Origin of the sequence: Pseudomonas sp. WS 5079 (genome assembly GCF_012985465.1) — a bacterium.
Lineage (GTDB): Bacteria > Pseudomonadota > Gammaproteobacteria > Pseudomonadales > Pseudomonadaceae > Aquipseudomonas.
This window is the reverse complement of record NZ_JAAQWN010000006.1, coordinates 213,927-240,875: the sequence shown is the minus strand read 5'-3', so window position 1 is coordinate 240,875 and position 26,949 is coordinate 213,927. Positions and strand designations below refer to the sequence as shown.

Genomic DNA, 26,949 nt, shown 5'->3' with positions numbered 1-26,949 from the left:
TCACCATGAGTAATGCATGTAATGGCACCACAACAGTCGAAGCGAATATCTCGGCGCGTGTAAATGGACACGATAACCTTTTTTATCCGAATCAATTTTCTGGCTCGTCATCTGGGGTGCTGCTGGTCGCGACCAGTGATACTACGCACCTGGGAATTAACTACGGCCAGACCCTGGGGCAGGGGACTCATACGTTGCCGCATACGCAATTTCAAATAGATTATCTGGATCCTGCTGGACGCACATTTACTCACTCGGTTGGAGGCACTATCCAGGTGAAAGTGGTCGGTAATGTGCATTCGGGCACGTTGACCGGCGTTACAGTTGATGGAACGGGTTCTGGGGCTGGCTCGCAGGCCGTAATTTCGGGTACCTACGTCATTATTGTCAGTTAAGTCTTGCTACACGGCCTATAAAAAGCCCCGGCCATATGACCAGGGCTTTTTCATTTCAGTGACCCGTTACAAACCATTCCTGGCCTTGAACTCCCGCCGCCGACGATGCAACACCGGCTCGGTATAACCATTGGGCTGCTGGGTCCCTTCAATCACCAACTCCACCGCGGCCTGGAACGCGATATTGCTGTCGAAGTCCGGGGCCAGCGGACGGTACAGCGCATCCCCGGCGTTCTGCCGATCCACTACCGGCGCCATGCGCTTGAGGCTTTCCATGACCTGGGCCTGGCTGACCACGCCATGGCGCAACCAGTTGGCGATGTGCTGGCTGGAGATACGCAGGGTGGCGCGGTCTTCCATCAGGCCTACATCGTTGATGTCCGGCACTTTCGAGCAACCCACGCCCTGGTCGATCCAGCGCACCACATAACCGAGGATGCCCTGGGCGTTGTTGTCCAGTTCGTTGCGGATTTCTTCCTCGGACCAGTCGGTATTCTGCGCCAGGGGGATGGTGAGGATATCGTCCACCGAAGCGCGTTCGCGCTTGGCCAGTTCGGCCTGGCGGGCAAAGACGTCGACCTTGTGATAATGCAGCGCGTGCAGCGCAGCGGCGGTCGGCGACGGTACCCACGCAGTGTTGGCGCCCGCCAGCGGGTGCGCGATCTTCTGCTCGAGCATCGCGGCCATCAGGTCGGGCATGGCCCACATGCCTTTACCGATCTGCGCACGGCCCTGCAGGCCGGTGCTCAAGCCGATATCGACGTTCCAGTTTTCGTAGGCGCCGATCCACTTTTCGGCCTTCATCGCGGCCTTGCGCACCATCGCGCCAGCTTCCATGGAGGTGTGGATTTCGTCGCCGGTACGGTCGAGGAAGCCGGTGTTGATAAACACCACGCGCTCGCTGGCCGCCTTGATACAGGCCTTGAGGTTGACCGTGGTGCGGCGCTCCTCGTCCATGATCCCGACTTTCAGGGTGTTGCGCGGCAGGTTCAGCACGTCTTCGATGCGCCCGAACAGCTCGTTGGTGAACGCCGCTTCTTCCGGGCCGTGCATTTTCGGCTTGACGATGTACACCGAGCCGGTGCGGCTGTTCTTGCGGCTGTTGTTGCCATTGAGGCTGTGGATCGCGGCCAGGCTGGTGATCAGGCCGTCGAGGATGCCTTCGGGCACTTCATTGCCCTGGGCATCGAGGATCGCGTTGATGGTCATCAGGTGGCCAACGTTACGCACGAACAGCAGCGAGCGACCATGCAAGGTCACCGCGTTGCCATCGACACCGGTGTAGGTGCGGTCGGCGTTCATGGTACGGGTGAAGGTCTTGCCGCCCTTGGCCACTTCTTCGGTCAGGTCGCCCTTCATCAGGCCGAGCCAGTTGCGGTAGATCACCACTTTGTCATCGGCATCGACGGCGGCCACCGAGTCTTCGCAGTCCATGATGGTGGTCAGCGCGGCTTCCATCAGGATGTCTTTGACGCCGGCGGCGTCGGTCTGGCCGACCGGGGTGCTGGCGTCGACCTGGATTTCGAAATGCAGGCCGTTGTGCTTCAACAAGATTGCGATGGGCTGGGCGGCATCGCCCTGGTAGCCGATCAACTGGGCATCGCTGCGCAGGCCGCTGTTGCTGCCGCCCTTGAGGCTGACTATCAGCTTGCCATCGACAATCTTGTAGCCGGTGGAGTCGACATGGCTGCCGGCGGTGAGGGGTGCGGCTTCGTCGAGGAACGCACGGGCGAAGGCGATAACCTTGTCACCGCGCACCTTGTTGTAGCCCTGGCCTTTCTCGGCGCCGTTGGCTTCGCTGATGGCATCGGTGCCATACAGCGCGTCGTACAGCGAGCCCCAGCGGGCGTTGGAGGCGTTGAGGGCGAACCGCGCATTCATCACCGGCACGACCAACTGGGGGCCGGCCATGCGGGCGATTTCGTCATCGACGTTTTGGGTGGTCGCTTGGAAATCCGCCGCTTCTGGCAGCAGGTAGCCAATATCTTGCAGGAAGGCTTTGTAGGCCACCGCGTCGTGGGCCTGGCCGGCGTGGGTCTGGTGCCAGGCATCGATCCGCGCTTGGAAATCGTCGCGTTTGGCGAGTAGGGCTTTGTTCTTCGGTGCCAGGTCGTGGATGACCTTGTCGGCACCGGCCCAGAACTGGTCGGCGGTCAGGCCGGTACCGGGAATGGCTTCGTTGTTCACGAAGTCGAACAGGACTTTGGCGACCTGCAGGCCACCGACTTGAACGTGTTCAGTCATTGCTTGCCTCACTCTGCGGAGCTAATTCGCTTTTCAGCTTTTCAATTTACCAATGAAGCCTCTGGCCATTTAAACCACAAACCCAAGGCACCAGTACATGCCATCAACGGCGGCTGGGCGGTTCCAATCAACGGCGCAAGGCTTGCTGACGAGGTGTTCGGGGTTCTGACGGCGCCTGGGCAGACATCGACCTAACGTTATGTAGTGCGCGCCGAGGCATACTACATGATGAGTTGCGGTTGTGAAAATTAGACTAAATACGTCGTTTAGCGACCCACTTTGGTTGTACGGTCACAGCGGGGTATGGGATGTTCTCAAAAAACCAATGGATTGTTCCAGATAAATATAAAAATGGTACACGATTTGTTTTTCTTCAAGGCCATGGGATCAACGTGGAAGCTGGCTTGCCTGCGATGGTTCCCGGCTCCTACATGAGCACATCTGCCTATACTGGCTAATCCATAAAAGAGGGCTGTTGCCATGGACCATCTCGTACTCACCGTGATCGCCGCCGACAAACCCGGCGTAGTCGAACGTGTTGCCCACTGCATTGCCGAGCGCGGTGGCAACTGGCTGGAAAGTCGCATGGCTCATATGGCCGGGCAATTTGCCGGGATCCTGCGGGTCAGCTTGCCGATGGAAAACCGCAGCGAGTTGGTCAGCGCCCTGGAGGACTTGTCTACCCATGGCATCCGTGTGCTGGTGGGCGAGAGCAGCGGCGCGCAGGCATCGGCGAGCAAGCCGATCCTGATGACCCTGGTGGGCAATGACCGGCCGGGGATCGTGCGCGAGATCACCGCACTGTTGAGCAAGCAAGGGGTCAACCTGGAACGCCTGAGCACCGACGTGCGCCCGGCGCCCATGAGCAGCGACCCGTTGTTTCACGCCGAAGCTGCGTTGGCCGTGCCGTCCAGCCTGGCGCTGGACACGCTGCAAGCCGCCCTGGAAACCCTGGCCGACGATCTAATGGTGGAGTTGCAGCTGCGCAGCGAGGAATAACCGTCCACAGGGTTGTTCATGGAAATCTTGCATGGGCCTGTGGATAAGCTGTAGAGACCCGGCGCCAGGCCACGCCGGCCGTGGCTTGTGGCGCTTTGAGCAAAAAACGAGCAATTTCAACGGCTTGTGCACAAACGCCGGGGATCAGGTTGTGGATAACCTTGGGGTGAAACCCTGCAAGCCACACCGGCCGTGGCTTGTAGGGTTTTGTACGTTATTTGATCAGCGTTTGCGCAGGCTGAGCCACGCATCAACGCTGTAGACCGCCAGCCCCGCCCAGATAAACACAAAGGCCACCAGGCTGGCGGGCGTCATGTGTTCGTCGAACAGCAGCACCGCCTGCAGCAGCACCAGGGTCGGTGCCAGGTACTGTAGGAAGCCGAGGGTGGTGTAGGGCAAATGCCGCGCCGCAGCGTTGAAACACACCAGCGGAATCAACGTCACCGGGCCTGCCGCCACCAGCCACCAGGCTTCGGAAGTGCTCCAGAACGCCAGGTTGGCACTATGGGCGGTGGGGTTGAGCAGCAGCCACGCCAGGGCGATCGGCACCAGCATCCAGGTCTCCACCACCAGCCCGGGCAGCGCCTTGACCGGCGCCTGCTTGCGGATCAAGCCGTAGAAGCCAAAGGTCAGCGCCAGCACCAGCGAGACCCACGGCAGACTCCCCACCTGCCACACCTGTTGTGCCACACCCACGGCGGCCAGCCCGACGGCCACCCATTGCAGGCGCCGCAGGCGCTCGCCAAGCAGCAGCATGCCCAGCAGCACGTTGACCAGCGGGTTGATGTAGTACCCCAGGCTGGCTTCGAGCATACGCCCACTGTTGACCGACCACACATAGGTCAGCCAGTTGCCCGCGATCAACGAGCCGCTCAACGCCAGGATCGCCAGGCGCTTGGGGTTGTCCCGCAGTTCGCGCCACCAGCCGGGGTGTTTCCACACCAGCAGCAGCAAACCGCCGAACAGCGCCGACCACAGCACGCGGTGGACGATGATTTCGGCAGCCGGCACGCTGGCGATGGCTTTGAAGTAGAGCGGGAACAGGCCCCAGATGACGTAGGCACTCAGGCCCAGGATGTACCCGCGACGCGGGTTGGCGGCTTGCATGCAGAATCCTTGCTTAGGCAACTAACAATGCGGCGATTGTAAGGATGTTTGTCAGCAAATGTGTGCTGAAAACTCAATCGCCACAAAACTTGCCGGCGATGGCGCCCTCGGGTTGGGGGGCTGTTGAGGATGCCATCGCCAGCAAGCCGGCTCCTACCGGGGTCAGAACAATTTCAGGGGTTCTTCGTTGAGTGCAGACAGTTGCTCGCGCAGCGCCAGCACCTGGTCGCCCCAGTACCGTTCGCTGCCGAACCACGGGAAGCTGTGGGGGAACGCCGGGTCATCCCAGCGCCGCGCCAGCCAGGCGCTGTAGTGCATCAGGCGCAGGGCGCGCAGGGGTTCGATCAGCGCCAGTTCGCGGGGATCGAAATCGTGGAATTCCTGGTAGCCGTCCATCAGTTCCGACAGCTGCCCCAGGCATTCCTGCCGATCGCCGGCCAGCATCATCCACAGATCCTGCACCGCCGGGCCCATGCGGCAGTCGTCGAGGTCGACGATATGGAACATCTCGTCGCGACACATCATGTTGCCGGGGTGGCAGTCGCCATGCATGCGGATGTTCTTGTGTGGCGTGGCGCTGTACACATCCTCAACGCGCTTGAGCAGGTCGCGGGCCACGGATTCGTAGGCGGGCAACAGGCTCTTGGGGATGAAATTGCCCTCGAGCAAGGTGTTCAGGGAGTCATGGCCGAAGTTCTTCACGCCCAGGGCTTCGCGGTGCTCGAAAGGGCGGGTGGCGCCGACAGCATGCAAGCGCCCAAGCAACTGCCCGAGGCGGTACAACTGATCGAGATTGCCTGGCTCCGGCGCCCGGCCACCACGGCGGGGGAACAGGGTGAAACGGAAACCCGCGTGTTCGAACAGGCTTTCGCCGTTGTGGATCATCGGCGCCACGACCGGGACTTCGCACTCGGCCAGTTCGAAGGTGAAGCGGTGTTCTTCGAGGATTGCCTCGTTGGTCCAGCGCTGGGGCCGGTAGAACTTGGCGATCAGCGGCTCGGAGTCTTCGATGCCGACTTGATAGACACGATTCTCGTAGCTGTTGAGCGCCAAGACGCGGGCGTCGCTGAGAAAACCGATGCTTTCGACAGCGTCGAGAACCAGGTCGGGGGTCAATGTTTCAAACGGGTGGGCCATGCGAACTCCTGCGCGCAGCAGGTCGCCGCGTCCGGCCGGGTATGGTAGCGCACCGGGCCGTGGATAGGTGGCGCGTGTGCCATCGTGTGGGAGCGGGCTTGCCCGCGATGGGCCCTGAAGATCAGCTAAACCGGCGTGCCCAACAACACATTGCTCGGCGCAAACTGCACCTGAACCTGCGTGCCTTCACCCGCCCCCAGCGCCTTGAGCTGCTCGGGCGCTGCCAACGCGCACAGCACCAGGCCACTGGGCAAGACAATGCGCACCTCACTGGGCCCATCATCGGCATCAAGGATGGCCTCGACCTGGCCGCCCATGCAGTTAAACCCAGGCACCGGCGCCTGGTCAGCCGCGATCAGCTCCAGCCAGCCAGCCTTGATCAAGGCCACCACTTGCGTACCGGTTTCCAGTTCCAGGCGCAGGGTGCTGTCATGGGTGATCTGGGCATCGAGGGTCAAGCCACCGGCCAGTTCCAGGCGTACTCGATCATTGCGGCCGTGGCTGTCGATGGCGACCACCTGGCCATGCAATTGATTACGCGCGCTGGTGCGCAGCATCAGGCGGCCCAGCAGGTTGAGGTCGCTGGCGTCTTCGGCGGCTTCCAGCACCTGGGCTTGCAGGGTTTGCAGGCGCTGATACAGGCGCAACACCCGCTCACCTTCTGCCGAAAGTCGCGCGCCGCCGCCGCCCTTGCCGCCGACGCTGCGCTCGACCAGGGGCTTTTGCGCCAGGTTGTTCAGCTCATCGATGGCATCCCACGCGGCCTTGTAGCTCAAGCCGGCACTTTTTGCGGCGCGGGTGATGGAGCCTTGCTCGGCGATATGTTGCAGCAAGGCGATGCGCTGCGGGCGGCGGACAATATGTTGGCTCAACAGGGACGGTAAAGGCATGGCGAACGGCTGCACACTGGCTTGGAATACCCGGGACGTTGCGGGCACGCGCCGCCAGAGTCAAGTCATGTGCCGGGCTTGGGCGTGCGCGCCAGGCAATACACGTCGACCTGGCGCGCACCGGCCTGCATCAGCAGGCGGGCCAGGCTGTGGGCGGTGGCGCCGGTGGTCAGCACATCGTCCACCAGTGCCAGGTGCTGGCCCTGCACCTGCGCGCCGGGGGCCAGGGCAAAGGCCTTGAGCAGGTTGCGCTGGCGCTGTTTGGCGTCCAGCTGTTGCTGGGCAACGGTGTCATGGGGGCGCAACAGCAGGTGTTCATCCAGGGGCAGGTCCAGGTCCCGGCTCAGCCAGCGGGCGAGCATGGCGGCCTGGTTGTAGCCGCGTTGGCGCAGGCGTTTAGCGGCCATCGGCACCGGGAGTAGGCGGTCGGGGCGGGCCAGTTCGGTGTTGTCGAAGCGGTCTTGCAGGCATTGGCGTAACAGGCTGGCCAGCATCTGCCCCAGCGGCCATCTGCCCTGGTGCTTGAAGCGGCTGATCAGGCTGTCCAGCGGAAAGCCATAGGTCCAGGGCGCGACCACTTGCCTGAATGCGGGCGGCGAGCGCTGGCATTGGCCGCAGACCAGCCCGCTGATCGGCAAGGGCAGGGCGCACACCTCGCAGCCGTCCGTCAGCCACGGCAGGTCGATTTCGCAGGTATTGCACAGGGTCGCGGCTGAATGTGTGGCTTCATCGCAGAGCAGGCACATCTGGTTGCTTTTTAGCCAGATGTAAACCTCATGTTTGTAGTCAGGTTGACAGTGCATGAATCTTCCTTAAATATGCCGAGCATCCGTGTCGTGCCTGTGGGTATTGCCCTACCCACAGCGCTTGCCCAAGCATAAACAAGGAATCGCCCATGAGCGCCAGCCTCACTGCCACCTTGCGTCACGACTGGTCTTTGGCCGAAGTCAAAGCCCTGTTCGTCCAGCCGTTCAATGACCTGTTGTTCCAGGCGCAGACCGTGCACCGCGCGCATTTCGATGCCAACCGCGTGCAGGTGTCCACCTTGCTGTCGATCAAGACCGGCGCTTGCCCGGAAGATTGCAAATATTGTCCGCAGTCGGGCCACTACAACACCGGCCTGGAAAAAGAAAAGCTGATGGAAGTGCAGAAAGTCCTCGAAGAGGCTGCGCGCGCCAAGGCCATCGGTTCGACCCGCTTCTGCATGGGCGCGGCCTGGAAGCACCCGTCGGCCAAAGACATGCCTTACGTGTTGCAGATGGTCAAAGGGGTGAAGGCCATGGGCCTGGAAACCTGCATGACCCTCGGGCGTCTTGACCAGGACCAGACCGAGGCCCTGGCCCAGGCCGGCCTGGACTACTACAACCACAACCTGGATACGTCGCCGGAGTTCTACGGCTCGATCATCACCACCCGCACCTACAGCGAGCGCCTGCAAACCCTGGCGTATGTACGTGATTCGGGGATGAAGATCTGCTCGGGCGGCATCCTCGGCATGGGCGAGTCCCTGGACGACCGCGCCAACCTGCTGATCCAACTGGCCAACCTGCCGGAGCATCCGGAGTCGGTACCCATCAACATGCTGGTCAAGGTGGCCGGTACGCCGTTGGAGAATGCCGAGGATATCGACCCGTTCGACTTTATCCGCATGCTCGCCGTGGCGCGCATCCTGATGCCGCAATCCCATGTGCGCCTGTCTGCTGGCCGCGAAGCGATGAACGAGCAGATGCAGGCCCTGGCGTTTTTTGCCGGTGCCAACTCGATCTTCTATGGCGATAAATTGCTCACCACATCCAACCCGCAGGCGGACAAGGACATGCAACTGTTCTCGCGCCTGGGCATCCTGCCCGAAGCCCGCGAAGAACATGCCGATGAAGTGCACCAGGCGGCGATTGAGCAGGCGTTGGTCGAGCAGAAAAGCAGCGAGCAGTTCTACAACGCTGCCGTCTGAACCCCTTCTCCCTATTGGAATGCAATCCAAATGTGGGAGCTGGCTTGCCTGCGATAGCGACCTATCAGTCACCTGATTGATCGACTGACCCTGCGCTATCGCAGGCAAGCCAGCTCCCACAGTGGGTCGGATTCAACCTGATTTATCGAGGCCAGCATGTCTTTCGATCTCGCCGCGCGCCTCGCTGCCCGCCGTACAGACCATCTCTACCGCCAGCGCCCGCTGCTGCAAAGCCCCCAGGGCCCGCAGGTGGTGGTGGACGGCCAGCCGTTATTGGCCTTTTGCAACAACGACTACCTGGGCCTGGCCAATCACCCGCAAGTCATCGAGGCCTGGCAGGCCGGCGCGGCCCGTTGGGGCGTGGGCGGTGGCGCCTCGCACTTGGTGGTTGGCCACAGCACTCCGCACCATGAGTTAGAGGAAGCGCTGGCCGAGTTCACCGGGCGCCCGCGTGCGCTGCTGTTCACCACCGGTTACATGGCCAACCTCGGTGCCGTCACCGCCTTGGTGGGGCAGGGCGATACGGTGCTCGAAGACCGGCTCAACCACGCGTCCCTGCTGGATGCGGGTTTACTGTCCGGTGCGCGCTTCAATCGCTATCTGCACAACGATGCGGTCAGCCTGGCCAAGCGCCTGGAAAAGGCCTGCGGCAATACCCTGGTGGTGACCGACGGCGTGTTCAGCATGGACGGCGACCTGGCGGACCTGCCGGCCCTGGCCCGCGAAACCCGGGCCAAAGGCGCGTGGTTGATGGTGGATGACGCCCATGGCTTCGGACCGCTGGGCGCCACGGGCGGCGGGATCGTCGAGCATTTCGGCCTGAGCCAGGAGGATGTGCCGGTACTGGTCGGCACCCTGGGCAAGGCTTTTGGCACCGCCGGGGCGTTTGTGGCTGGCAGTGAGGACCTGGTCGAAAGCCTGATCCAGTTCGCCCGCCCGTACATCTACACCACCAGCCAACCGCCAGCGCTGGCCTGCGCGACCCTGAAAAGCCTGGCGCTGCTGCGCAGCGAGCACTGGCGGCGCGAGCATCTGCGCACGCTGATCCGCCAGTTCCGCCAGGGCGCCGAGCAGATCGGCCTGGCGTTGATGGACAGCTTCACGCCGATCCAGCCGATCATGGTTGGCGACAGTGGCCGGGCGATACGCCTGTCACAGATGCTGCGCGAGCGCGGGATCATGGTCACAGCCATCCGCCCGCCCACGGTGCCGGCCGGCAGCGCGCGCTTGCGCGTGACCTTGACCGCCGCCCACAGCGAGGCGCAGGTACGACTATTGTTAGACGCATTGGACGAGTGTTTCCGCTTGTCAGGCCGGGAGTCCGACCATGCGTGACCGACTGATATTGCTTCCCGGCTGGGGCCTGGGTGTCTCGCCGCTGGAGCCCTTGGCCGCCGCCTTGCGCGGCCTGGACGAGCGCCTGCGGGTGGATATCGAACCACTGCCGGCGCTGCCGGGCGGCGACCTGAACGAATGGCTCGACGAACTCGACGCCACCTTGCCGGATAACGCCTGGCTGGGCGGCTGGTCGTTGGGCGGGATGCTCGCCTCTGAGTTGGCGGCACGGCGCGGCGAGCGCTGCTGCGGCTTGCTGACCTTGGCCAGCAACCCCTGTTTTGTGGCGCATGAGGGCTGGCCCAATGGGATGGCGGCGCAGGCTTTCGATGGGTTCCTGGCCGGCTGCCATGCCGACTCGCAAGTCACCCTCAAACGCTTCGGCCTGCTGTGTGCCAAGGGTACGCAAGACCCACGGGGCATCGCGCGCTTGCTGGTCAGCAGCGCGCCGGCTACCCCGTCCAGTGTATTGATGAGCGGTCTTGAGCTGCTCGCGCAACTGGACACCCGCGAGGCCTTGCAGGCTTTTCGTGGCCCACAGTTGCATCTGTTTGCCGGCCTGGACGAGTTGGTGCCCTGTGAGGCGGCCACTGACCTGTTGAAGTTACTGCCAGATGTTGAAGTCGGTCTGATTGAACAGGCCGGCCACGCTTTCCTACTGGATAACCCCCACGGAGTGGCGGGGGCGATCCAGGCTTTTTTGCATGAGTGCGGTGATGACTGATTTGTCCCATCCTCCACTGCCGGGCGCCTTGCCCGACAAGCGCCAGGTCGCGGCGTCGTTTTCCAGGGCGGCGGCCAGTTATGACAGCGTGGCCGCGTTGCAGCGTGATGTGGGCGGCGAGTTGCTCGGGCGCTTGCCGTCGACGTTGCAGCCCCGGCGCTGGCTCGACCTGGGCTGCGGCACCGGGTTCTTCAGCCGCGCATTGAACCAGGCGTTTGCCCAGGGCCAAGGCCTGGCGCTGGATATCGCCGAAGGTATGCTCCATCACGCACGGCCCTTGGGCGGTGCCGAGCATTTTATCGCCGGGGATGCCGAGCGCTTGCCGCTACAGGACGGCAGCTGCGAGCTGATTTTTTCCAGCCTGGCGGTGCAGTGGTGTGCCGATTTTGCCGCGGTGCTCAGCGAAGCCCGGCGCGTGCTGCAGCCTGGCGGGGTGCTGGCGTTTGCCAGCCTGTGCGTCGGCACCCTGGATGAGCTGCGCGAAAGTTGGCGGGCGGCGGACGGGATGGTGCACGTCAATCGCTTCCGCCCGTTCAGTGCTTATCAACAGCTGTGTGCGGCCAGTGGCTTGCGTGTGGTGAGCCTGGAGCAGCGCCCCCATGTACTGCATTACCCGGATGTGCGCAGCCTGACCCACGAATTGAAAGCCTTGGGCGCGCATAATCTGAACCCGGGACGCCCGGGTGGCTTGACGGGCCGCGCGCGGATTGTTGCACTGGTGCAGGCCTATGAGCAGTTCCGCCAGGCTCAGGGCCTGCCGGCAACCTATCAAGTCGTGTACGCCGTATTGGAGAAACCACTATGAGCGCTGCCTATTTCATTACCGGCACCGACACCGATGTCGGCAAGACCACCGTTGCGGCCGGCCTGCTGCACGCCGCGCGGCAAGCGGGCAAGAGTACCGCCGCCGGCAAGCCGGTGGCCTCGGGCTGTGAAGTGACGCCCCGTGGCTTGCGCAACGCCGATGCCCTGGCCTTGCTGGCCGAGTGCTCGTTGCCGCTTACCTATGCCGAGGTCAATCCACTGGCCTTCGAGCCCGCCATCGCGCCGCACCTGGCGGCCCGTGAAGCTGGCGTGGCGTTGACCGTGCAGGCCCTGCTCAAGCCGATGCAGCACATCCTCGAAAAACACGCGGATTTCACCCTGATCGAAGGTGCAGGTGGCTGGCGCGTGCCGCTGGCTGACCAGGACAACCTGTCGGACTTGGCCAAGGCCTTGCAGCTACCGGTGATCCTCGTGGTGGGCGTGCGCCTGGGCTGTATCAATCATGCATTGTTGAGCGCCGAAGCCATCGCCCGGGACGGTCTGCCGTTGGCGGGCTGGGTGGCCAATATCATCGACCCGAAGACCTCCCGTCTGGAAGAAAACCTCGCCACCTTGGCCGAACGCCTGCCGGCGCCGTGCCTGGGCCGGGTGCCGCGCCTCAAGCAGCCCACGGCCGAAGCGGTGGCCGAGTACCTGCAACTGGACTTGCTTGATTAGTTTTTCCTAGCGATAAGGCATTATGCCATTAGTGTTATTGACGGGCCTTTTGCCAGATTGTCTGCTTCAATAAGGGTTCACGATTGATTGCAAGGCAGGTGCACGCCATGGACATCTCTGGAAGTAGCGCGTTTTATTCGGGCCTGAACACTATCCAGGCCGGGCAGAACCGCGTCGACCAGGCCGCCGGCAAAATTGCCAGTGCCGCCACCAGCCAGCCTTCGGATGCGCAGAATGACCGTTTGCAAGCGGTCAATCGCGGCCAGCCGACCGACTCGGCGAGCAATATGGTGGAACTGGCCGAAGGCAAGTTCCAGGTGGAGCTGGGCGCGAAAGTCGCCAAGGCTTCCGACGAAATGCTCGGCACATTGATCGACACCTACGCCTGATCCCCCTGACTCTCCTGTAGCAGCCGGCTGGCCGGCGATCGCGGCCTGCCCGGCACACCGCTATCGCCGGCCAGCCGGCTCCTGCCATTTTTCCCCCTGGAAATCCTGTGCGGCATCACGCTGCAGGCCTCGTCGCGCCTGGCGTTGACCTGCGTCATGACAAACGGCAGCCGCTGGGCGCTTGACAAGGATTGGTCGTAAACGTATGTTTCAAACAACTGTTTGACCGCTACAACAAATCCACGCGGTTGTTCATTCCAGGATTCATCAGCAGAGGTTTATCGCTATGCCTGACTACAAGGCCCCCTTGCGTGATATTCGCTTCGTTCGTGACGAACTGCTCGGCTACGAAGCGCACTATCAGAGTCTGCCGGCTTGCCAGGACGCTACCCCAGACATGGTTGACGCCATTCTCGAAGAAGGCGCCAAGTTTTGTGAGCAAGTGCTGGCCCCGTTGAACCGCGTCGGTGACATCGAAGGGTGCACCTGGAGCGAGTCAGGCGTTAAAACCCCTACTGGTTTCAAAGAAGCCTACAAGCAATTCGTCGAAGGCGGCTGGCCGAGCCTGGCCCACGACGTCGCGCACGGCGGCCAAGGCCTGCCGGAATCCCTGGGCCTGGCCGTCAGCGAGATGGTCGGTGAAGCCAACTGGTCGTGGGGCATGTACCCAGGCCTGTCCCATGGCGCGATGAATACCATTTCCGAGCACGGCACCCCCGAGCAGCAAGATGCCTACCTGACCAAACTGGTCTCGGGCGAGTGGACCGGCACCATGTGCCTGACCGAACCGCACTGCGGTACCGACCTGGGCATGCTGCGCACCAAGGCCGAACCTCAGGCCGACGGTTCCTACAAAGTCTCCGGCACCAAGATCTTCATCTCGGCCGGTGAGCACGACATGGCCGACAACATCGTCCACATCGTACTGGCCCGCCTGCCGGATGCTCCGGCTGGCACCAAAGGCATTTCGCTGTTTATCGTGCCTAAGTTCCTGCCCAACGCCGATGGTTCGGTGGGTGAGCGCAACGCGGTGTCCTGTGGTTCCCTGGAACACAAGATGGGCATCCACGGCAACGCCACCTGCGTGATGAACTTCGACGCGGCCACCGGTTACCTGATCGGCCCGGCGAACAAAGGTCTGAACTGCATGTTCACCTTTATGAACACCGCTCGCCTGGGTACCGCGCTGCAAGGCCTGTCCCACGCCGAGATCGGTTTCCAGGGTGGCCTCAAATATGCCCGTGACCGCCTGCAAATGCGCTCCCTGACTGGCCCGAAAGCGCCGGACAAGGCCGCTGACCCGATCATCGTGCACCCTGATGTACGCCGCATGCTGCTGACCATGAAAGCCTTCGCCGAAGGCAACCGTGCGATGGTGTACTTCACAGCCAAGCAAGTAGACATCGTCAAATACGGCACCGACGACGAAGCCAAGAAACAGGCAGATGGCCTGCTGGCGTTCATGACCCCGATCGCCAAGGCGTTCATGACCGAAGTCGGTTTTGAATCCGCCAACCACGGCGTACAGATCTACGGCGGCCACGGCTTCATCGCCGAGTGGGGCATGGAGCAGAACGTTCGCGACAGCCGCATCTCGATGCTGTACGAAGGCACCACCGGCATCCAGGCCCTGGACCTGCTCGGCCGTAAAGTGCTGATGACCCAGGGCGAAGCGCTCAAGGGCTTCACCAAGATCGTGCACAAGTTCTGCCAGGCCAACGAAGGCAACGCAGCGGTCAGCGAGTTCGTCGCACCGCTGGCTGCACTGAACAAGGAATGGGGCGAGTTGACCATGAAGGTCGGCATGGCGGCCATGAAGGACCGTGAAGAAGTCGGTGCCGCCTCCGTGGACTACCTGATGTACTCCGGTTATGCCTGCCTGGCTTACTTCTGGGCCGACATGGCACGCCTGGCTGCCGAAAAACTGGCTGCCGGCACCAGCGAAGAAGGCTTCTACACCGCCAAGCTGCAGACAGCGCGCTTCTACTTCCAGCGCATCCTGCCGCGTACCCGCACCCACGTAGCCACCATGCTGTCGGGCGCCAACAACCTGATGGACATGAAAGAAGAGAACTTCGACCTGGGCTACTAAGCCTAGGCCGGTTCCCTGCCAAGCCGCCGCTCTTTCGGGAGCGGCGGCTTTTTTGTGGGAGGCTGAAAAAACCTGAGCGGCGCGCTCAGGGATTGCTCCTTGCTGCCGTTACAGTGATGGCAATGTGATGCAGGTCACATTGAATGTGCTTAACTGTGAGCAATGAAGGCACTATGCCATCTTTTTTTGTGGGTCGGAGCTTTACCCTTGTCGCGCGCGTCTGCTGTACGTTTCAGTCATTTCCTACCATCGTTGCTGTTATTGCTGGCGGGGTTGTCGGCTGCTTACGTCAAGGACCTCAGCGTTTTCTTCACCTCGCTGTTCAACGTCCTGCCGACCCTGGTGCTATTGCTGGGCGGTGCCTATTGCGCGGTGTACCGTCGCCAGCGTGAACTGTTCCTGATGGTGACGGTGTACGTCGCCTACTTCCTGCTGGACACCCAGACCGATTTCTATCGTGACCATGGCCGCGTGCGCGAAGACGCCGCCGTGGTGTTCCACCTGGTGTGCCTGCTGTTGCCGCTGCTGTTCAGCATCTATGCCTTGTGGCAGGAGAAAACCCACCTGTTCCGCGACTTTGTCGCACGCTGCGCGGTGCTACTTGCCGTAGGCAGCGTGGCCCTGGGCCTGGAGCAGAGTTACCCCGGGCCGTTGCTCAACTGGCTGGCGGAGATTCGCTGGCCGGCGCTGCATGGCGCGTGGATGAGCTTGATCCAACTGTCGTACCCGATGTTCCTGCTGGGCTTTGTCGCATTGGCGGCGCAGTACTGGCGCGAGCCTCGGCCGCTGCACGCCGCGCAGTTGGTAGGGTTGCTGGGAATGTTCTGGATGTTGCCGCAGACTTTCATCCTGCCGTTCACCCTGAACATCATGTGCAGCCAGGTGATGTTGATGATTGCTGCGGGTGTGTCCCATGAGGCCTATCAGATGGCCTTTCGCGATGAACTCACCGGCCTGCCGGGACGCCGCGCCCTCAATGAACGCATGCAGCGCCTGGGGCGCAACTATGTGCTGGCGATGAGCGACGTCGACCACTTCAAGCGCTTCAACGACACCCACGGCCACGACGTCGGCGACCAGGTGCTGCGGTTGGTCGCCAGCAAACTGTCGAAAGTCAGCGGCGGTGGCCGGGCCTATCGGTATGGTGGCGAAGAGTTTGCCGTGGTGTTTGCCGGCAAGACCCTGGATGAATGCCTGCCGCACCTGGAAGAAATCCGCGAGATCATTGCCAACTACCACATCAAGTTGCGCAATCAGGACAGTCGCCCCCAGGACGACCACCAAGGTCGCCAGCGCCGTTCGGGCGGCGGCGATTCCAGTGTCTCGGTCACCGTGAGCATCGGCGTCGCCGAGCGCCAGGCCGAGCAGCGCACCCCGGAAGAAGTGCTTAAGTGCGCCGACCAGGCGCTGTACAACGCCAAGGGCGCCGGGCGTAACTGCGTGGTGGCGGCTGGCCAGAACCGCCGTGGCGCGGTGCGCATGCAGGGCGCTGCCGGTTGAGTGATGGTGATGTATTCAGCGCCTGTACAGTGATTGTCCGGGCCCCCTGGCGGCAGTAGGTTTAAACAATCTGCCGCCGGAGACATCACCATGCCTGCCTATAAAGCCCCCCTGCGCGACATGCGCTTTCTGATCGATCACGTGTTTGATTTCCCAGCTCACTACGCTGCCCTGGGGGCCACCGAGGCCAGTCCGGATATGGTCAGCGCGATCCTCGAAGAAGGCGCCAGGTTCTGCGAGAACGTGCTTGCGCCGTTGAACCGTACGGGGGACGAAGAAGGCTGCCATTTCGACAATGGCGTGGTGACCACCCCCAAAGGCTTCAAGGAAGCCTTCGCACAATACGTCGAAGGCGGTTGGCACGGCCTGGCGGCGGACCCGGCCTACGGCGGCCAGGGCCTGCCGTCTTCCCTGGGCTTGGTGCTCAGCGAGATGATCGGCTCCAGCAACACCTCCTGGGGCATGTACCCGGGCCTGACCCACGGCGCCATGTCGGCGATCCATGCCCACGGCACCGCAGAGCAAAAAGATACCTACCTGAGCAAACTCACCGCCGGCCAGTGGACGGGCACCATGTGCCTGACCGAAGCCCATTGCGGCACGGACCTGGGCATCATCAAGACCCGCGCCGTGCCCCAGGCCAATGGCAGCTACGCGGTAACCGGCAGCAAAATCTTCATCTCCGCCGGCGAGCACGACATGAGCGAAAACATCATCCACCTGGTGTTGGCCAAGTTGCCGGATGCTCCTGCTGGCACCAAGGGTATTTCGCTGTTTATCGTGCCCAAGTTCCTCGCCGATTCCGGGGCGCGCAATGGGGTCAGTTGCGGCTCCATCGAACACAAGATGGGGATCAAGGCCTCGGCCACCTGCGTGCTGAATTTCGATGGTGCCGAGGGTTACTTGATTGGCGAGGCCAACAAGGGCCTGAACTGCATGTTCACCATGATGAACCATGCGCGCCTGGGCACGGGCATGCAGGGGCTGTGCCTGGGGGAGGCGAGCTTCCAGGGCGCGATCAAGTACGCCAACGACCGCTTGCAGATGCGCTCCCTGACGGGCGCCAAGGCGCCGGATAAGCCGGCAGATCCGATCATCGTGCACCCCGATGTGCGGCGCATGTTGCTGACCATGAAAGCCTTCAACGAAGGCAACCGCGCCCTGACTTACTTCACCGCGCAACTGCTGGACACCGCGCACCTGGGCGACGACCCGCAGCAACGCCAGGAAGCGGAGGATTTGCTGGCATTCCTCACGCCGATCTGCAAAGCCTTTATGACCGAAACCGGCCTGGAAGTGACCAACCACGGCATGCAGGTGTTTGGTGGCCACGGTTTTATCCGTGAGTGGGGCATGGAGCAACTGGTGCGCGATTGTCGGATCGCGCCGATCTACGAAGGCACCAACGGTATCCAGGCCCTGGATTTGCTGGGGCGCAAGGTGCTGGGCAGCCAGGGCAAGTTGCTGCGTGGCTTTACCAAAATTGTGCATAAGTTTTGCGCGGCGCATGCCGAGCACCCGCAACTCAAGGCCCAGGTCACGCAACTCAATGAGCTGAACCAGCAATGGGGCGAATTGACCACCAAGGTCGGCATGGCCGCGATGAAAAACCCCGATGAAGTCGGCGCCGCCGCCCTGGATTACTTGATGTACAGCGGTTACATCATCCACGCCTACCTGTGGTTGCGCATGGCCCTGGTGGCCCAGGCGCAGTTGGATGCGGGCAATGGCGATGGCGATTACGCCCGGGGCAAGCTGGCGACCTGCGAGTTTTATTTCAAGCGCCTGTTACCGCGCACCAGTGCCCATCGCGCAGCGGTGGAAGCGGGCAGTGACTGCCTGATGAGCCTGCCTGCCGAACTGTTCGCCTTGTAGGCGCCGGGTTACCGGCTCCTACAGGGAACGTTGTGACTGAAAAATACTTGTTGGTCACAAGCAGACCCTATGTGTCACAAAAGTTGTTCGGTTACACTCTGGGTCTGTGAAACCGATCCTACCGAATCACTTTTAACGTTCTCACGAGGTTTGCCATGGCTGACTACAAAGCGCCGCTGCGCGATATGCGCTTCGTCCTCAACGAAGTATTCGAGGTTGCCAAGCTGTGGGCGCAACTGCCGGCCCTGGCCGAGACCGTGGATGCTGAAACGGTCGAGGCGATCCTTGAGGAAGCCGGCAAAGTCACCGCCAAGACCATCGCCCCCTTGAGCCGCAGCGGCGACGAAGAAGGTTGCCGCTGGGACAACGGCGTGGTTACTACCCCGGCCGGGTTCCCCGAAGCCTACAAGACCTACGCTGAAGGCGGCTGGGTCGGCGTTGGTGGCGATCCAGCCTACGGTGGCATGGGCATGCCCAAGGCCGTATCGGCCCAGGTCGAAGAAATGATCAACTCCTCGGGGTTGGCGTTTGGCCTGTACCCCATGCTGACGTCCGGCGCCTGCGTGTCGATCAATACCCACGCCAGTGACGAACTCAAAGCCACCTACCTGCCGAATATGTACGCAGGGGTGTGGGCCGGTTCCATGTGCCTGACCGAACCGCATGCTGGCACCGATCTTGGGATTATTCGCACCAAGGCTGAGCCTCAGGCGGACGGTTCCTACAAGGTCAGCGGCACCAAGATCTTCATTACCGGTGGCGAACACGACCTCACCGAAAACATCATCCATCTGGTGCTGGCCAAGTTGCCGGACGCCCCGGCCGGTCCCAAGGGCATCTCGTTGTTCCTGGTGCCCAAGTTCATGGTCAATGCCGATGGCAGCCTGGGCGCGCGCAACCCGGTGACCTGTGGCTCGATCGAACACAAGATGGGCATCCAGGCCTCTGCGACCTGTGTGATGAACTTCGACGAAGCCGTTGGCTACCTGGTCGGCGAGCCGAACCGTGGCCTGGCGGCGATGTTCACCATGATGAACTACGAGCGCCTGGGCGTCGGCATCCAGGGGCTGGCGACTGGCGAGCGTTCTTACCAGAACGCTGTTGAGTACGCCCGTGACCGTCTGCAAAGCCGTTCGCCGACCGGCCCCAAGGCCAAGGACAAGATCGCCGACCCGATCATCAACCACCCTGACGTGCGTCGCATGTTGCTGACCATGAAGGCGGCAAACGAAGGCGGCCGGGCGTTCTCCACTTATGTGGCGATGCAACTGGACACCGCCAAGTTCAGCGAAGACGCCGCGACCCGCAAGCGCGCGGATGACCTGGTGGCGCTGCTGACCCCGGTTTCCAAGGCGTTCCTCACCGACCTGGGCTTGGAAACCACCGTGCACGGCCAGCAGATTTTCGGCGGCCATGGTTACATTCGCGAGTGGGGCCAGGAGCAACTGGTGCGTGATGTGCGCATCACCCAGATCTACGAAGGCACCAACGGTATCCAGGCGCTGGACTTGATGGGGCGCAAGATCGTTGGCAGCGGCGGGGCGTTCTACACCCTGTTTGCCGATGAGATCCGCCATTTCATCAGCACTGCCAGCAGCGACCTGGCTGAGTTCACCCAGCCCCTGAGCGCTGCGGTGGACGAGCTCGACACCTTGACCGCCTGGGTGCTGGACCGCGCCAAGACCAACCCGAATGAAATCGGCGCGGCCTCGGTGGAGTATCTGCACGCCTTTGGCTACATGGCCTATGCCTACATGTGGGCGCTGATGGCCAAGGCGGCCTTGGGTAAAGAGGCCCAGGAAGACTTCTACACCAGCAAATTGGGGACGGCGCGCTTCTACTTTGCCCGCCTGCTGCCGCGCATTAACTCCCTGAGCGCCTCGGTCAAAGCCGGCAGTGAATCGCTGTTCTTGCTGGACGAAGCGCAGTTCTAAGCGGGGGAGGGCGTGTAAGCATTCTCTTACGTGACGTGCTGCTAATCGTCCTCTATCGCCAGATTGGATCCACAGCTAATCTACTTCACATGGACGTCGCGCAGGAAGCGCAAAGCAACAACAGGGACACGTAGGATTCTGCCAGGGTGGCGGAGTGAAATGGATGTCAGGGAAACAGTCTGCAAAGCCCCGCTTCGGCGGGGTTTTCTTATTGCCTGCGAAAAAGTTCAGGCCAGCCCGTCTACTGTGGCCGTCGGCCCATGGGGACCGTTCATCACGTCTTCGAGCAAGGTGCGCAGCAACTCAAGCGTCGCCTGTTGCCGTTGCACATCCCGACACACCAGCCCCACCTTCAGCGGCACCCGTGGCTCGCTCAAGGGCTTCCACAACAGCGCTTGGCTGCTATGTTCGTCCTGGGAGCGGCCAGGCAGTACCGTCGCCAGTTTGGTATGGGGCAGGCTGTCGAGAATCCCCACCATGGTGTTCAGCTCCGCTTGGACCTGTGGCCGGCGCCCCAGGTTCGCCAACTGTGCCTGCCAGATCTGCCTGACCTGGAACTCTTCCCCCAACAGCAGCATGGGCAGTTCCGCCGCTTGCTTGAGGGAGACCTTCTTGAATTCACGCAAGGGATGGTCGGATGGGATGACCACTTTCAGTTCATCTTCATACAGCAGCACACCGTGCAAACCGGGCTGGCGTGCCGGCAAGTAACTGATGCCGATGTCCAGCGAGCCGTTGAGCAGGCGGCGTTCGATCTCCAGGCCCGTCAACTCGTAGATCTGCACCACCAGGTGCGGCTGGGCCTTGCGTACCCGTTCCAGCATCTGCGGTACCAGGCTGGTATGCACGGTTTGCAGTACGCCGATGGCCAAGGTACGCAGCGCCTGGCCCTTGAAGTGGCGCAGGGCCTCGACGGCTTGCTGCATGCCATCGAGCAATGGCAGGGCGTGGTTGTACAAGGTGTGGGCAGCCAGGGTCGGCAACAGGCGTTTGCTGCTGCGCTCGAACAGGCTCACGTCGAGGTTCTGCTCCAACTGGCGGATTTGCTGTGACAAGGCCGGCTGGGAGATCGACAGGCGCTCTGCAGCCCGGCCGACATGGCCTTCCTCGTACACCGCGACGAAATAACGCAGTTGCTTGAAATCCATAAGTAATGCTTATCGAAAAAGCTGGAAAATCGAAATGGCTGTACGCCCCCAAGGCGCCTAGTCTAGCGCCTATTCACAGGGCTTACAGGGCCAAGAAGCGAGATGAATACCGTTTACAGCGATGGTGTTTACATAGGCAAGGCAAAAAACGACGTGACGGGCTTGCGCCAATCCAGGGTTGCCAACAACCTGCGGGGTGTGCAGGCATGAACCTGTTCAACCTGCGACGCCCGGCACCGAGCCTGGATGATCTGTTACTGGACGCGAAAACCCCGATGCTGCGTGATGAGCTTTCCAGCCAATCATTGATGCCCACCGTGGCCCGTCCGCCACAGGTTTTCGTACGCGGCCAGGGATCCTGGCTATGGGACAGTGAAGACCGTGCCTACCTGGACTTTACCCAAGGCGGTGCTGCCAACAGCCTTGGCCACAGCCCTTCGGTATTGGTGCGCGCGTTGGCCGACCAGGCGCAGGCGCTGATCAACCCTGGCAGCGGCCTGCACAACCGCAGCCAACTGAACCTGGTGGACCGCCTGTGCCACAGCACCGGCAGCGACCAGGCCTACCTGCTCAACAGCGGTGCGGAAGCCTGCGAGGCGGCCATCAAGTTGGCGCGCAAATGGGGCCAACTGCATCGCAGTGGCGCCTATCGCATCATCACTGCCAGCAACGCTTGTCATGGTCGCAGCCTGTCTACACTGGCGGCCTCTGGCGACAATCGTTTCGAGCCGCAACTGCCGGGCTTCTGCCACGTACCGTTCAACGACCTGCCAGCCCTGCATGCCGCAGTCGATGCGCACACCGTGGCGATCATGCTGGAGCCGATCCAGAGCGACGCCGGCGTCATTCCGGCCACCGAGCATTACCTCAAGGGCGTGGAGCGGCTGTGCCGGGAGCTGGGCATCCTGCTGATCCTCGACGAAGTGCAGACCGGCATGGGCCGTTGCGCCACCTTGCTGGCCGAACAACACTACGGCGTGCGCGCCGATATCGTCACCCTGGGCAAAGGCCTGGGCGGCGGAGTGCCATTGGCGGCGCTGCTGGCTCGCGGCAAGGCCTGCTGCTTTGAGCTGGGCGAGCTGGAAGGTACCCATCACGGCAATGCCCTGATGGCCGCTGCCGGCGTCGCCGTGCTCGATAGCGTGCTGGGTCACGGCTTCCTCGAACACGTGCGTGATACCGGCCAATACCTGGGCGAAGGCCTGGCGCGCCTTGCCCACCGCTATGGCCAGGGCGAACTGCGGGGCCAGGGCCTTTTGTTGGGCCTGGGCTTGTCAGATGATTCGGCAGATGCGGTGGTAAAGGCGGCACTGTATGAAGGTCTTATCCTCAATGCTCCCCAACCCGACTGCCTGCGCTTTACCCCGGCGCTGACGGTGAGCAAGAGCAATATTGACGAAATGCTGCTGCGTCTGGCCCGCGCTTTTTCCCGTGTGCATACCACCCAACTGCAGTGCCGCAAGGGCATTGCTGTTTAACCTTTATTCCTGAACCGTCTCGCGTTATACGCGGCGCCTCCAGCCTGATTTTTTTGGTTGGGGGCGTTTTTTTGTGTGTAATTTTTGGATTGAAAAGGAGGCTTGAGCCTCATCGAAATAAATGGCTTTTTAGCGGGCACCGGCAGGGAGTGCCGGTAGGGCGCAAGGATTTTGTATGCGCTCTTTCTAATCTATACCACTGGGTGGTATGTTTGTGATGAATGGATGCCTATGAAACTCAGGCTGTTCAAAAGCCGGCATTTTGCTGAGGCTGCCCGCAAAGCCTGGATCGGTGATATGGAATTGGGCGAGGCATTTGGCCAAATGCTCAGGGGGCAGGCGGATAATATGGGCGGCGGAGTTTGGAAGAAACGCCTCAATCACAACCGTCATCGTTCGATCGTCCTGGCGAAGGGCAGGCATTACTGGGTTTATCAGTTTCTGTTCGCCAAACAAGACCAGAGCAAAATCAGCCACAAGGAATTGGCTGGGTTTAGGGCGTTGGCAAAGGCCTATGAGGGCTTAAACGAAATACAGATCCAGCAGTTACTGGATCTCAGGGAGTTTGTGGAGATACATCATGAGCAAAAAATATGAAAGTGAAGCGCTGGAGTCCATCCACCAATCGGCCAGCGCGCTGCATTCGATCGGCGCCATCAGCAAGACCACCCTTCGTGAGTTCGATGAGATGTGCATTGCGCCTGTGCCGGCGCAGATACCTGCCGACCAGATCAAGCAACTGCGCGAGCGCAGTCATGTCAGCCAACCGGTGTTCGCCCGTTACCTGAACACCAGTGCGTCGACAATCAAGCAATGGGAATCCGGCGAGAAGCAGCCCAGCGGCATGGCGCTCAAGTTGCTGAGCATCGTGCAAAAGCACGGGTTGGAGATCCTCGCCTGAGGAGGATGGCCCGGTGCCAGATTCCACTGAACCCTCACGCGCGGCCAGGGTCGATTAGCTGTACGGCTCACACGAGCCGATTTTTCGGAGCTGAACCCATGGATATCATTCGTATCATCATCGCCATCCTGTTGCCGCCATTGGGTGTGTTCCTGCAAGTGGGCTTCGCCGGCGCGTTCTGGCTGAATATCCTGCTGACCTTGTGCGGTTACTTCCCGGGCATCATTCACGCGGTATACATCATCGCCAAGCGCTGAAACCTTCAGCCTTTTGCGATCAGCCGGGAGTTTCGCTCATTGCGAAAAGCCAGTTGCTCGATAGTCTGCGTGGCGTGCTCGGCTTCGAGCCGGGCATTGAGGATGATCCCGTGATCGGCGGATTTGCTGCATACCGGGTCGGCGTTGCTGGCGTCGCCAGTCAGCATGAAAGCCTGGCAGCGGCAGCCGCCGAAGTCCTTTTCCTTCTCGTCGCACGAGCGGCACGGCTCGGGCATCCAGTCGTAGCCGCGAAAGCGGTTGAAACCAAACGAGTCGTACCAGATGTGCTGCATGCTGTGGTCGCGCACATTGGGAAACTGCACCGGCATCTGTCGGGCGCCGTGACAAGGTAGGGCGGTGCCGTCTGGTGTGACTGTCAGAAAGATACTCCCCCAGCCATTCATACAGGCCTTCGGGCGTTCCTCGTAGTAGTCCGGCGTGACAAAGATCAGCTTGCAGGGGTGACCTTCGGCTTGCAGCTTGGCGCGGTATTCGTTGGTGATGCGCTCGGCGCGGGTCAGTTGTGCCTGGGTCGGTAGCAAGCCGACGCGGTTAAGCTGGGCCCAGCCATAGAATTGGCAGGTGGCAAGCTCGACAAAGTCCGCCTCAAGGGCAATACACAGTTCGATGATGCGGTCGATCTTGTCGATATTGTGTCGATGAGTGACGAAGTTCAGCACCATCGGATAACCATGGGCTTTGACCGCCCGGGCCATTTCCAGCTTCTGCGCGAAGGCCTTTTTGGAGCCGGCCAGCAGGTTGTTCACCTGCTCGTCGCTGGCCTGGAAACTGATCTGGATATGGTCCAGGCCAGCCTTTTTGAAGTCACTGATCTTCTGCTCGGTCAGGCCGATGCCGGAGGTGATCAGGTTGGTATAGAACCCCAGCTTGCGGGCTTCGCCGATCAGTTCGGCAAGATCCTGGCGCACCAGCGGCTCACCGCCGGAAAACCCCAGCTGTGCCGCACCCATCTCCCGGGCCTCGCGAAACACCTTGATCCACTGTTCGGTGCTCAACTCCTTGCCTTGTTCGGCGAAGTCCAGCGGGTTGGAGCAATACGGGCACTGCAGCGGGCAGCGATAGGTCAGCTCGGCGAGCAACCATAGCGGCAGGCCAATCTCGGGCTTTTCAGGCAAGTTCGATCCAGTGCTCTGCACGTGCGACCTCCATGAATTGCTCGATGTCTTCACCGAGTTCGGGCACGCCGGGGAATTGCTGCTCCAGCTCGCCAATGATCGCTGCCACGCTGCGCTCACCGTCGATCAAGCCACCAATCAACGCAGCACTGTCGTTGAGCTTGATCATGCCTTCGGGGTACAGCAACACATGGCCTTTCTGCGCCGGCTCGTACTGGTAGCGATAGCCCTGGCGCCACGTCGGCTTTTTGCTGCGGTCAAAACTCATAGGGTGATCCCTTTATGCCAGACCCGCTGCGCGGTCACGCTGTGATAAGGCGGGCGGTTCAGTTCGTAGGCCATGCTCATGGCATCGAGCATGCTCCAAAGGATGTCCAGTTTGAACTGGAGAATCTCCAGCATCCGCTCCTGGCCGGCGCGGGTGGTGTAGTGCGCAAGCGTGATCGCCAGCCCATGCTCGACATCACGTCGGGCCTGGCCCAGGCGGGTGCGGAAATACTCGTAGCCGGCAGGGTCGATCCATGGGTAATGCTGGGGCCAGCTGTCGAGGCGCGACTGGTGGATCTGCGGGGCGAACAGCTCGGTCAGCGAGCTGCTGGCGGCTTCCTGCCAACTGGCCCGGCGGGCGAAATTGACGTAGGCATCGACGGCAAACCGCACGCCGGGCAGCACCAGTTCCTGGGAGCGCAGTTGATCCGGGTCCAGGCCCACGGCCTGGCCCAGGCGCAGCCAGGCTTCGATACCGCCGTCTTCGCCGGGGGCGCCATCATGGTCGAGCAGGCGCTGGATCCATTCGCGGCGGATTTCCCGGTCCGGGCAGTTGGCCAGGATCGCGGCGTCTTTCAGCGGAATGTTCACCTGGTAGTAGAACCGGTTGGCGACCCAGCCCTGGATCTGCTCGCGGGTGGCCCGGCCTTCATACATCGCCACATGGTAGGGGTGATGGATATGGTAGAAGGCGCCCTTGGCCCGCAAGGCCTGTTCAAAGTCGGCGGGGTTCAGCGGTGTATCGGTCATTGGGGCTCTCCTACAGTTCAATGCTCATGCCGTCGTAGGCTACTTCTACATTGCGCCGCGCCAACTCGGCTCGCTCGGCAGAGTCTTCGTCGAGGATCGGGTTGGTGTTGTTGATGTGGATAAGCACCTTGCGCTGCTTGGGCAGTTGCTCCAGTACCTCCAGCATGCCGCCGGGGCCGTTTTGTGCCAGGTGGCCCATTTCGCGGCCGGTACGGGTGCCGACACCACGGCGCTGCATTTCATCGTCATCCCACATCGTGCCATCCACCAACAGGCAGTCGCTGCCGGCCATGATCTCCAAGAGCGGCGCGTCTACCTTGCCCAGGCCGGGGGCGTAGAACAGTTTGCCGCCGGTGCGCAGGTCTTCGACGATCAGGCCGATATTGTCACCGGGGTGCGGGTCGAACCGATGGGGCGAGTAGGGCGGCGCGGCACTGCGCAGAGGCAGCGGGGTGAAGCGCAGGTTGGGGCAGGCGGGAATAGTGAAGCTGGCATCCAGCTCGATGCGCTGCCAATCGAGGCCGCCATTCCAGTGAGTCAACATGGTGAACAGCGGGAATCCGGTGCTCAGGTCTTCGTGGACCATGTCGGTGCACCACACCTGGTGCGGGCAGCCTTCGCGCAAGCTGAGCAGGCCGGTGGTGTGGTCGATCTGGCTGTCCATCAAGATGATTGCGCTGATCCCGGTATCGCGCAGTGCTCGGCCCGGTTGCATCGGCGCAAAACCTTGCAGTTGCGCGCGGATATCCGGCGAGGCGTTGCATAACACCCAGTTCACGCCATCGTCGGACAGGGCGATGGACGATTGGGTTCGTGCCTGGGCCCGCAGGCTGCCGTCGCGAAAGCCGGCGCAGTTCACACAGTTGCAGTTCCACTGCGGGAAACCGCCACCGGCCGCCGAACCTAGAATCTGGACAAACATCGCCGCTCCTTCACACAAGACTCAAAATAAAAACGC

At 61.6% G+C, this 26,949-nt stretch carries 26 protein-coding genes; 16 read left to right on the top strand and 10 right to left on the bottom strand.

What is annotated here, in order from left to right; genetic code table 11:
* The first annotated feature begins 5 nt into the window (after positions 1–5).
* Positions 6–395: a hypothetical protein gene (locus HBO05_RS17725; RefSeq protein WP_169953750.1), complete on the top strand. Its 390-nt coding sequence runs from the start codon at positions 6–8 to the stop codon at positions 393–395.
* Between the two features lie 66 nt (positions 396–461).
* Here the strand turns inward: HBO05_RS17725 and HBO05_RS17720 are convergent, their stop codons facing one another.
* A complete protein-coding gene (locus HBO05_RS17720) occupies positions 462–2,639 on the bottom strand; it encodes a malate synthase G (RefSeq protein WP_172313572.1) in 2,178 nt (725 codons plus the stop codon).
* Between the two features lie 480 nt (positions 2,640–3,119).
* Here HBO05_RS17720 and HBO05_RS17715 point away from each other — a divergent pair, with 480 nt between their 5' ends.
* Positions 3,120–3,638 (top strand): ACT domain-containing protein, encoded by a 519-nt coding sequence (locus tag HBO05_RS17715; RefSeq protein WP_172313570.1) that lies wholly within the window; start codon positions 3,120–3,122, stop codon positions 3,636–3,638.
* Positions 3,639–3,860: 222 nt separating this feature from the next.
* Here the strand turns inward: HBO05_RS17715 and rarD are convergent, their stop codons facing one another.
* From rarD to HBO05_RS17695, 4 genes are all read right to left on the bottom strand, one after another.
* A complete protein-coding gene (gene rarD, locus HBO05_RS17710; RefSeq protein WP_128593318.1) occupies positions 3,861–4,745 on the bottom strand; it encodes an EamA family transporter RarD in 885 nt (294 codons plus the stop codon).
* Between the two features lie 162 nt (positions 4,746–4,907).
* Entirely contained in the window at positions 4,908–5,882 is a 975-nt protein-coding gene (locus HBO05_RS17705; protein WP_032858595.1) for a serine/threonine protein kinase, read from the bottom strand.
* Between the two features lie 125 nt (positions 5,883–6,007).
* Entirely contained in the window at positions 6,008–6,772 is a 765-nt protein-coding gene (locus HBO05_RS17700) for a TOBE domain-containing protein (protein ID WP_170042275.1), read from the bottom strand.
* Positions 6,773–6,837: 65 nt separating this feature from the next.
* Positions 6,838–7,575, bottom strand: a complete 738-nt coding sequence (locus tag HBO05_RS17695; RefSeq protein ID WP_172313568.1) for a ComF family protein — start codon at positions 7,573–7,575, stop codon at positions 6,838–6,840.
* Between the two features lie 92 nt (positions 7,576–7,667).
* On the opposite strand from HBO05_RS17695, the gene bioB reads away from it, so the two are divergent.
* From bioB to HBO05_RS17645, 10 genes are all read left to right on the top strand, one after another.
* A complete protein-coding gene (gene bioB / locus HBO05_RS17690; RefSeq protein WP_169953757.1) occupies positions 7,668–8,723 on the top strand; it encodes a biotin synthase BioB in 1,056 nt (351 codons plus the stop codon).
* A 156-nt stretch (positions 8,724–8,879) separates the two neighbouring features.
* Positions 8,880–10,058, top strand: a complete 1,179-nt coding sequence (bioF, locus tag HBO05_RS17685; RefSeq protein WP_172313566.1) for an 8-amino-7-oxononanoate synthase — start codon at positions 8,880–8,882, stop codon at positions 10,056–10,058.
* Entirely contained in the window at positions 10,051–10,782 is a 732-nt protein-coding gene (locus HBO05_RS17680; protein ID WP_169953761.1) for an alpha/beta fold hydrolase, read from the top strand. The genes bioF and HBO05_RS17680 overlap by 8 nt, the downstream gene beginning before the upstream one ends.
* Complete coding sequence (bioC, locus tag HBO05_RS17675) at positions 10,775–11,587, top strand: malonyl-ACP O-methyltransferase BioC (protein ID WP_169953762.1); 813 nt, start codon at positions 10,775–10,777, stop codon at positions 11,585–11,587. The genes HBO05_RS17680 and bioC overlap by 8 nt, the downstream gene beginning before the upstream one ends.
* On the top strand, positions 11,584–12,264 hold the full coding sequence (bioD, locus tag HBO05_RS17670) for a dethiobiotin synthase (protein WP_169953763.1): 681 nt from the start codon (positions 11,584–11,586) through the stop codon (positions 12,262–12,264). Before bioC ends, bioD begins: the two co-directional genes overlap by 4 nt.
* Positions 12,265–12,371: 107 nt before the next feature.
* Entirely contained in the window at positions 12,372–12,653 is a 282-nt protein-coding gene (locus HBO05_RS17665) for a pyrroloquinoline quinone biosynthesis protein PqqE (protein WP_169953764.1), read from the top strand.
* Positions 12,654–12,939: 286 nt separating this feature from the next.
* Positions 12,940–14,745, top strand: a complete 1,806-nt coding sequence (locus tag HBO05_RS17660) for a phenylacyl-CoA dehydrogenase (protein WP_029296902.1) — start codon at positions 12,940–12,942, stop codon at positions 14,743–14,745.
* Positions 14,746–14,952: 207 nt separating this feature from the next.
* A complete protein-coding gene (locus HBO05_RS17655; protein ID WP_169953765.1) occupies positions 14,953–16,245 on the top strand; it encodes a GGDEF domain-containing protein in 1,293 nt (430 codons plus the stop codon).
* 90 nt (positions 16,246–16,335) lie between these two features.
* Positions 16,336–18,120: an acyl-CoA dehydrogenase C-terminal domain-containing protein gene (locus tag HBO05_RS17650; protein ID WP_169953766.1), complete on the top strand. Its 1,785-nt coding sequence runs from the start codon at positions 16,336–16,338 to the stop codon at positions 18,118–18,120.
* A gap of 155 nt (positions 18,121–18,275) precedes the next feature.
* Positions 18,276–20,054, top strand: coding sequence for an acyl-CoA dehydrogenase C-terminal domain-containing protein (locus HBO05_RS17645; RefSeq protein ID WP_172313564.1), 1,779 nt, complete (start codon positions 18,276–18,278; stop codon positions 20,052–20,054).
* Between the two features lie 227 nt (positions 20,055–20,281).
* Here the strand turns inward: HBO05_RS17645 and HBO05_RS17640 are convergent, their stop codons facing one another.
* Positions 20,282–21,202, bottom strand: a complete 921-nt coding sequence (locus HBO05_RS17640) for a LysR family transcriptional regulator (RefSeq protein ID WP_169953768.1) — start codon at positions 21,200–21,202, stop codon at positions 20,282–20,284.
* Between the two features lie 206 nt (positions 21,203–21,408).
* On the opposite strand from HBO05_RS17640, the gene HBO05_RS17635 reads away from it, so the two are divergent.
* The 4 genes from HBO05_RS17635 to HBO05_RS17620 all read left to right on the top strand — a co-directional run bounded on the left by HBO05_RS17635 (position 21,409) and on the right by HBO05_RS17620 (position 23,838).
* A complete protein-coding gene (locus tag HBO05_RS17635) occupies positions 21,409–22,680 on the top strand; it encodes an aminotransferase class III-fold pyridoxal phosphate-dependent enzyme (protein WP_169953769.1) in 1,272 nt (423 codons plus the stop codon).
* 231 nt (positions 22,681–22,911) lie between these two features.
* Positions 22,912–23,277 carry a type II toxin-antitoxin system RelE/ParE family toxin gene (locus HBO05_RS17630; protein WP_170042212.1) on the top strand — a complete coding sequence of 122 codons (366 nt, stop codon included), beginning with the start codon at positions 22,912–22,914 and terminating at the stop codon, positions 23,275–23,277.
* Positions 23,261–23,581: a DNA-binding transcriptional regulator gene (locus tag HBO05_RS17625; RefSeq protein WP_170042213.1), complete on the top strand. Its 321-nt coding sequence runs from the start codon at positions 23,261–23,263 to the stop codon at positions 23,579–23,581. The genes HBO05_RS17630 and HBO05_RS17625 overlap by 17 nt, the downstream gene beginning before the upstream one ends.
* Before the next feature lie 98 nt (positions 23,582–23,679).
* The gene (locus HBO05_RS17620) at positions 23,680–23,838 is read left to right on the top strand and encodes a YqaE/Pmp3 family membrane protein (RefSeq protein WP_010207008.1); all 159 of its coding nucleotides are present in this window, start codon (positions 23,680–23,682) and stop codon (positions 23,836–23,838) included.
* Between the two features lie 5 nt (positions 23,839–23,843).
* Here the strand turns inward: HBO05_RS17620 and pqqE are convergent, their stop codons facing one another.
* From pqqE to pqqB, 4 genes are read right to left on the bottom strand one after another with little or no spacing between them, the layout of a single operon-like run.
* Positions 23,844–24,995: a pyrroloquinoline quinone biosynthesis protein PqqE gene (gene pqqE / locus HBO05_RS17615; RefSeq protein ID WP_170042214.1), complete on the bottom strand. Its 1,152-nt coding sequence runs from the start codon at positions 24,993–24,995 to the stop codon at positions 23,844–23,846.
* Positions 24,967–25,242 carry a pyrroloquinoline quinone biosynthesis peptide chaperone PqqD gene (gene pqqD, locus HBO05_RS17610; protein WP_032858571.1) on the bottom strand — a complete coding sequence of 92 codons (276 nt, stop codon included), beginning with the start codon at positions 25,240–25,242 and terminating at the stop codon, positions 24,967–24,969. The genes pqqE and pqqD overlap by 29 nt, the downstream gene beginning before the upstream one ends.
* A complete protein-coding gene (gene pqqC, locus HBO05_RS17605) occupies positions 25,239–25,991 on the bottom strand; it encodes a pyrroloquinoline-quinone synthase PqqC (RefSeq protein ID WP_169953778.1) in 753 nt (250 codons plus the stop codon). The genes pqqD and pqqC overlap by 4 nt, the downstream gene beginning before the upstream one ends.
* A gap of 10 nt (positions 25,992–26,001) precedes the next feature.
* Positions 26,002–26,913: a pyrroloquinoline quinone biosynthesis protein PqqB gene (pqqB, locus tag HBO05_RS17600; RefSeq protein ID WP_169953780.1), complete on the bottom strand. Its 912-nt coding sequence runs from the start codon at positions 26,911–26,913 to the stop codon at positions 26,002–26,004.
* Positions 26,914–26,949: the final 36 nt, after the last annotated feature.

What these genes read in the sequence shown, in the direction of transcription:
- HBO05_RS17715 (WP_172313570.1), top strand. Translation starts at nt 3,120, where the DNA reads ATGGACCATCTCGTACTCACCGTGATCGCCGCCGACAAACCCGGCGTA.
- HBO05_RS17635 (WP_169953769.1), top strand. Translation starts at nt 21,409, where the DNA reads ATGAACCTGTTCAACCTGCGACGCCCGGCACCGAGCCTGGATGATCTG.
- pqqD (WP_032858571.1), bottom strand. Translation starts at nt 25,242, where the DNA reads ATGAGTTTTGACCGCAGCAAAAAGCCGACGTGGCGCCAGGGCTATCGC.
- HBO05_RS17705 (WP_032858595.1), bottom strand. Translation starts at nt 5,882, where the DNA reads ATGGCCCACCCGTTTGAAACATTGACCCCCGACCTGGTTCTCGACGCT.
- HBO05_RS17650 (WP_169953766.1), top strand. Translation starts at nt 16,336, where the DNA reads ATGCCTGCCTATAAAGCCCCCCTGCGCGACATGCGCTTTCTGATCGAT.
- HBO05_RS17665 (WP_169953764.1), top strand. Translation starts at nt 12,372, where the DNA reads ATGGACATCTCTGGAAGTAGCGCGTTTTATTCGGGCCTGAACACTATC.
- HBO05_RS17645 (WP_172313564.1), top strand. Translation starts at nt 18,276, where the DNA reads ATGGCTGACTACAAAGCGCCGCTGCGCGATATGCGCTTCGTCCTCAAC.
- HBO05_RS17720 (WP_172313572.1), bottom strand. Translation starts at nt 2,639, where the DNA reads ATGACTGAACACGTTCAAGTCGGTGGCCTGCAGGTCGCCAAAGTCCTG.
- pqqB (WP_169953780.1), bottom strand. Translation starts at nt 26,913, where the DNA reads ATGTTTGTCCAGATTCTAGGTTCGGCGGCCGGTGGCGGTTTCCCGCAG.
- HBO05_RS17695 (WP_172313568.1), bottom strand. Translation starts at nt 7,575, where the DNA reads ATGCACTGTCAACCTGACTACAAACATGAGGTTTACATCTGGCTAAAA.
- bioC (WP_169953762.1), top strand. Translation starts at nt 10,775, where the DNA reads ATGACTGATTTGTCCCATCCTCCACTGCCGGGCGCCTTGCCCGACAAG.
- rarD (WP_128593318.1), bottom strand. Translation starts at nt 4,745, where the DNA reads ATGCAAGCCGCCAACCCGCGTCGCGGGTACATCCTGGGCCTGAGTGCC.
- HBO05_RS17680 (WP_169953761.1), top strand. Translation starts at nt 10,051, where the DNA reads ATGCGTGACCGACTGATATTGCTTCCCGGCTGGGGCCTGGGTGTCTCG.
- HBO05_RS17725 (WP_169953750.1), top strand. Translation starts at nt 6, where the DNA reads ATGAGTAATGCATGTAATGGCACCACAACAGTCGAAGCGAATATCTCG.
- HBO05_RS17625 (WP_170042213.1), top strand. Translation starts at nt 23,261, where the DNA reads ATGAGCAAAAAATATGAAAGTGAAGCGCTGGAGTCCATCCACCAATCG.
- HBO05_RS17630 (WP_170042212.1), top strand. Translation starts at nt 22,912, where the DNA reads ATGAAACTCAGGCTGTTCAAAAGCCGGCATTTTGCTGAGGCTGCCCGC.
- HBO05_RS17640 (WP_169953768.1), bottom strand. Translation starts at nt 21,202, where the DNA reads ATGGATTTCAAGCAACTGCGTTATTTCGTCGCGGTGTACGAGGAAGGC.
- HBO05_RS17660 (WP_029296902.1), top strand. Translation starts at nt 12,940, where the DNA reads ATGCCTGACTACAAGGCCCCCTTGCGTGATATTCGCTTCGTTCGTGAC.
- pqqC (WP_169953778.1), bottom strand. Translation starts at nt 25,991, where the DNA reads ATGACCGATACACCGCTGAACCCCGCCGACTTTGAACAGGCCTTGCGG.
- bioD (WP_169953763.1), top strand. Translation starts at nt 11,584, where the DNA reads ATGAGCGCTGCCTATTTCATTACCGGCACCGACACCGATGTCGGCAAG.
- HBO05_RS17700 (WP_170042275.1), bottom strand. Translation starts at nt 6,772, where the DNA reads ATGCCTTTACCGTCCCTGTTGAGCCAACATATTGTCCGCCGCCCGCAG.
- HBO05_RS17620 (WP_010207008.1), top strand. Translation starts at nt 23,680, where the DNA reads ATGGATATCATTCGTATCATCATCGCCATCCTGTTGCCGCCATTGGGT.
- bioF (WP_172313566.1), top strand. Translation starts at nt 8,880, where the DNA reads ATGTCTTTCGATCTCGCCGCGCGCCTCGCTGCCCGCCGTACAGACCAT.
- bioB (WP_169953757.1), top strand. Translation starts at nt 7,668, where the DNA reads ATGAGCGCCAGCCTCACTGCCACCTTGCGTCACGACTGGTCTTTGGCC.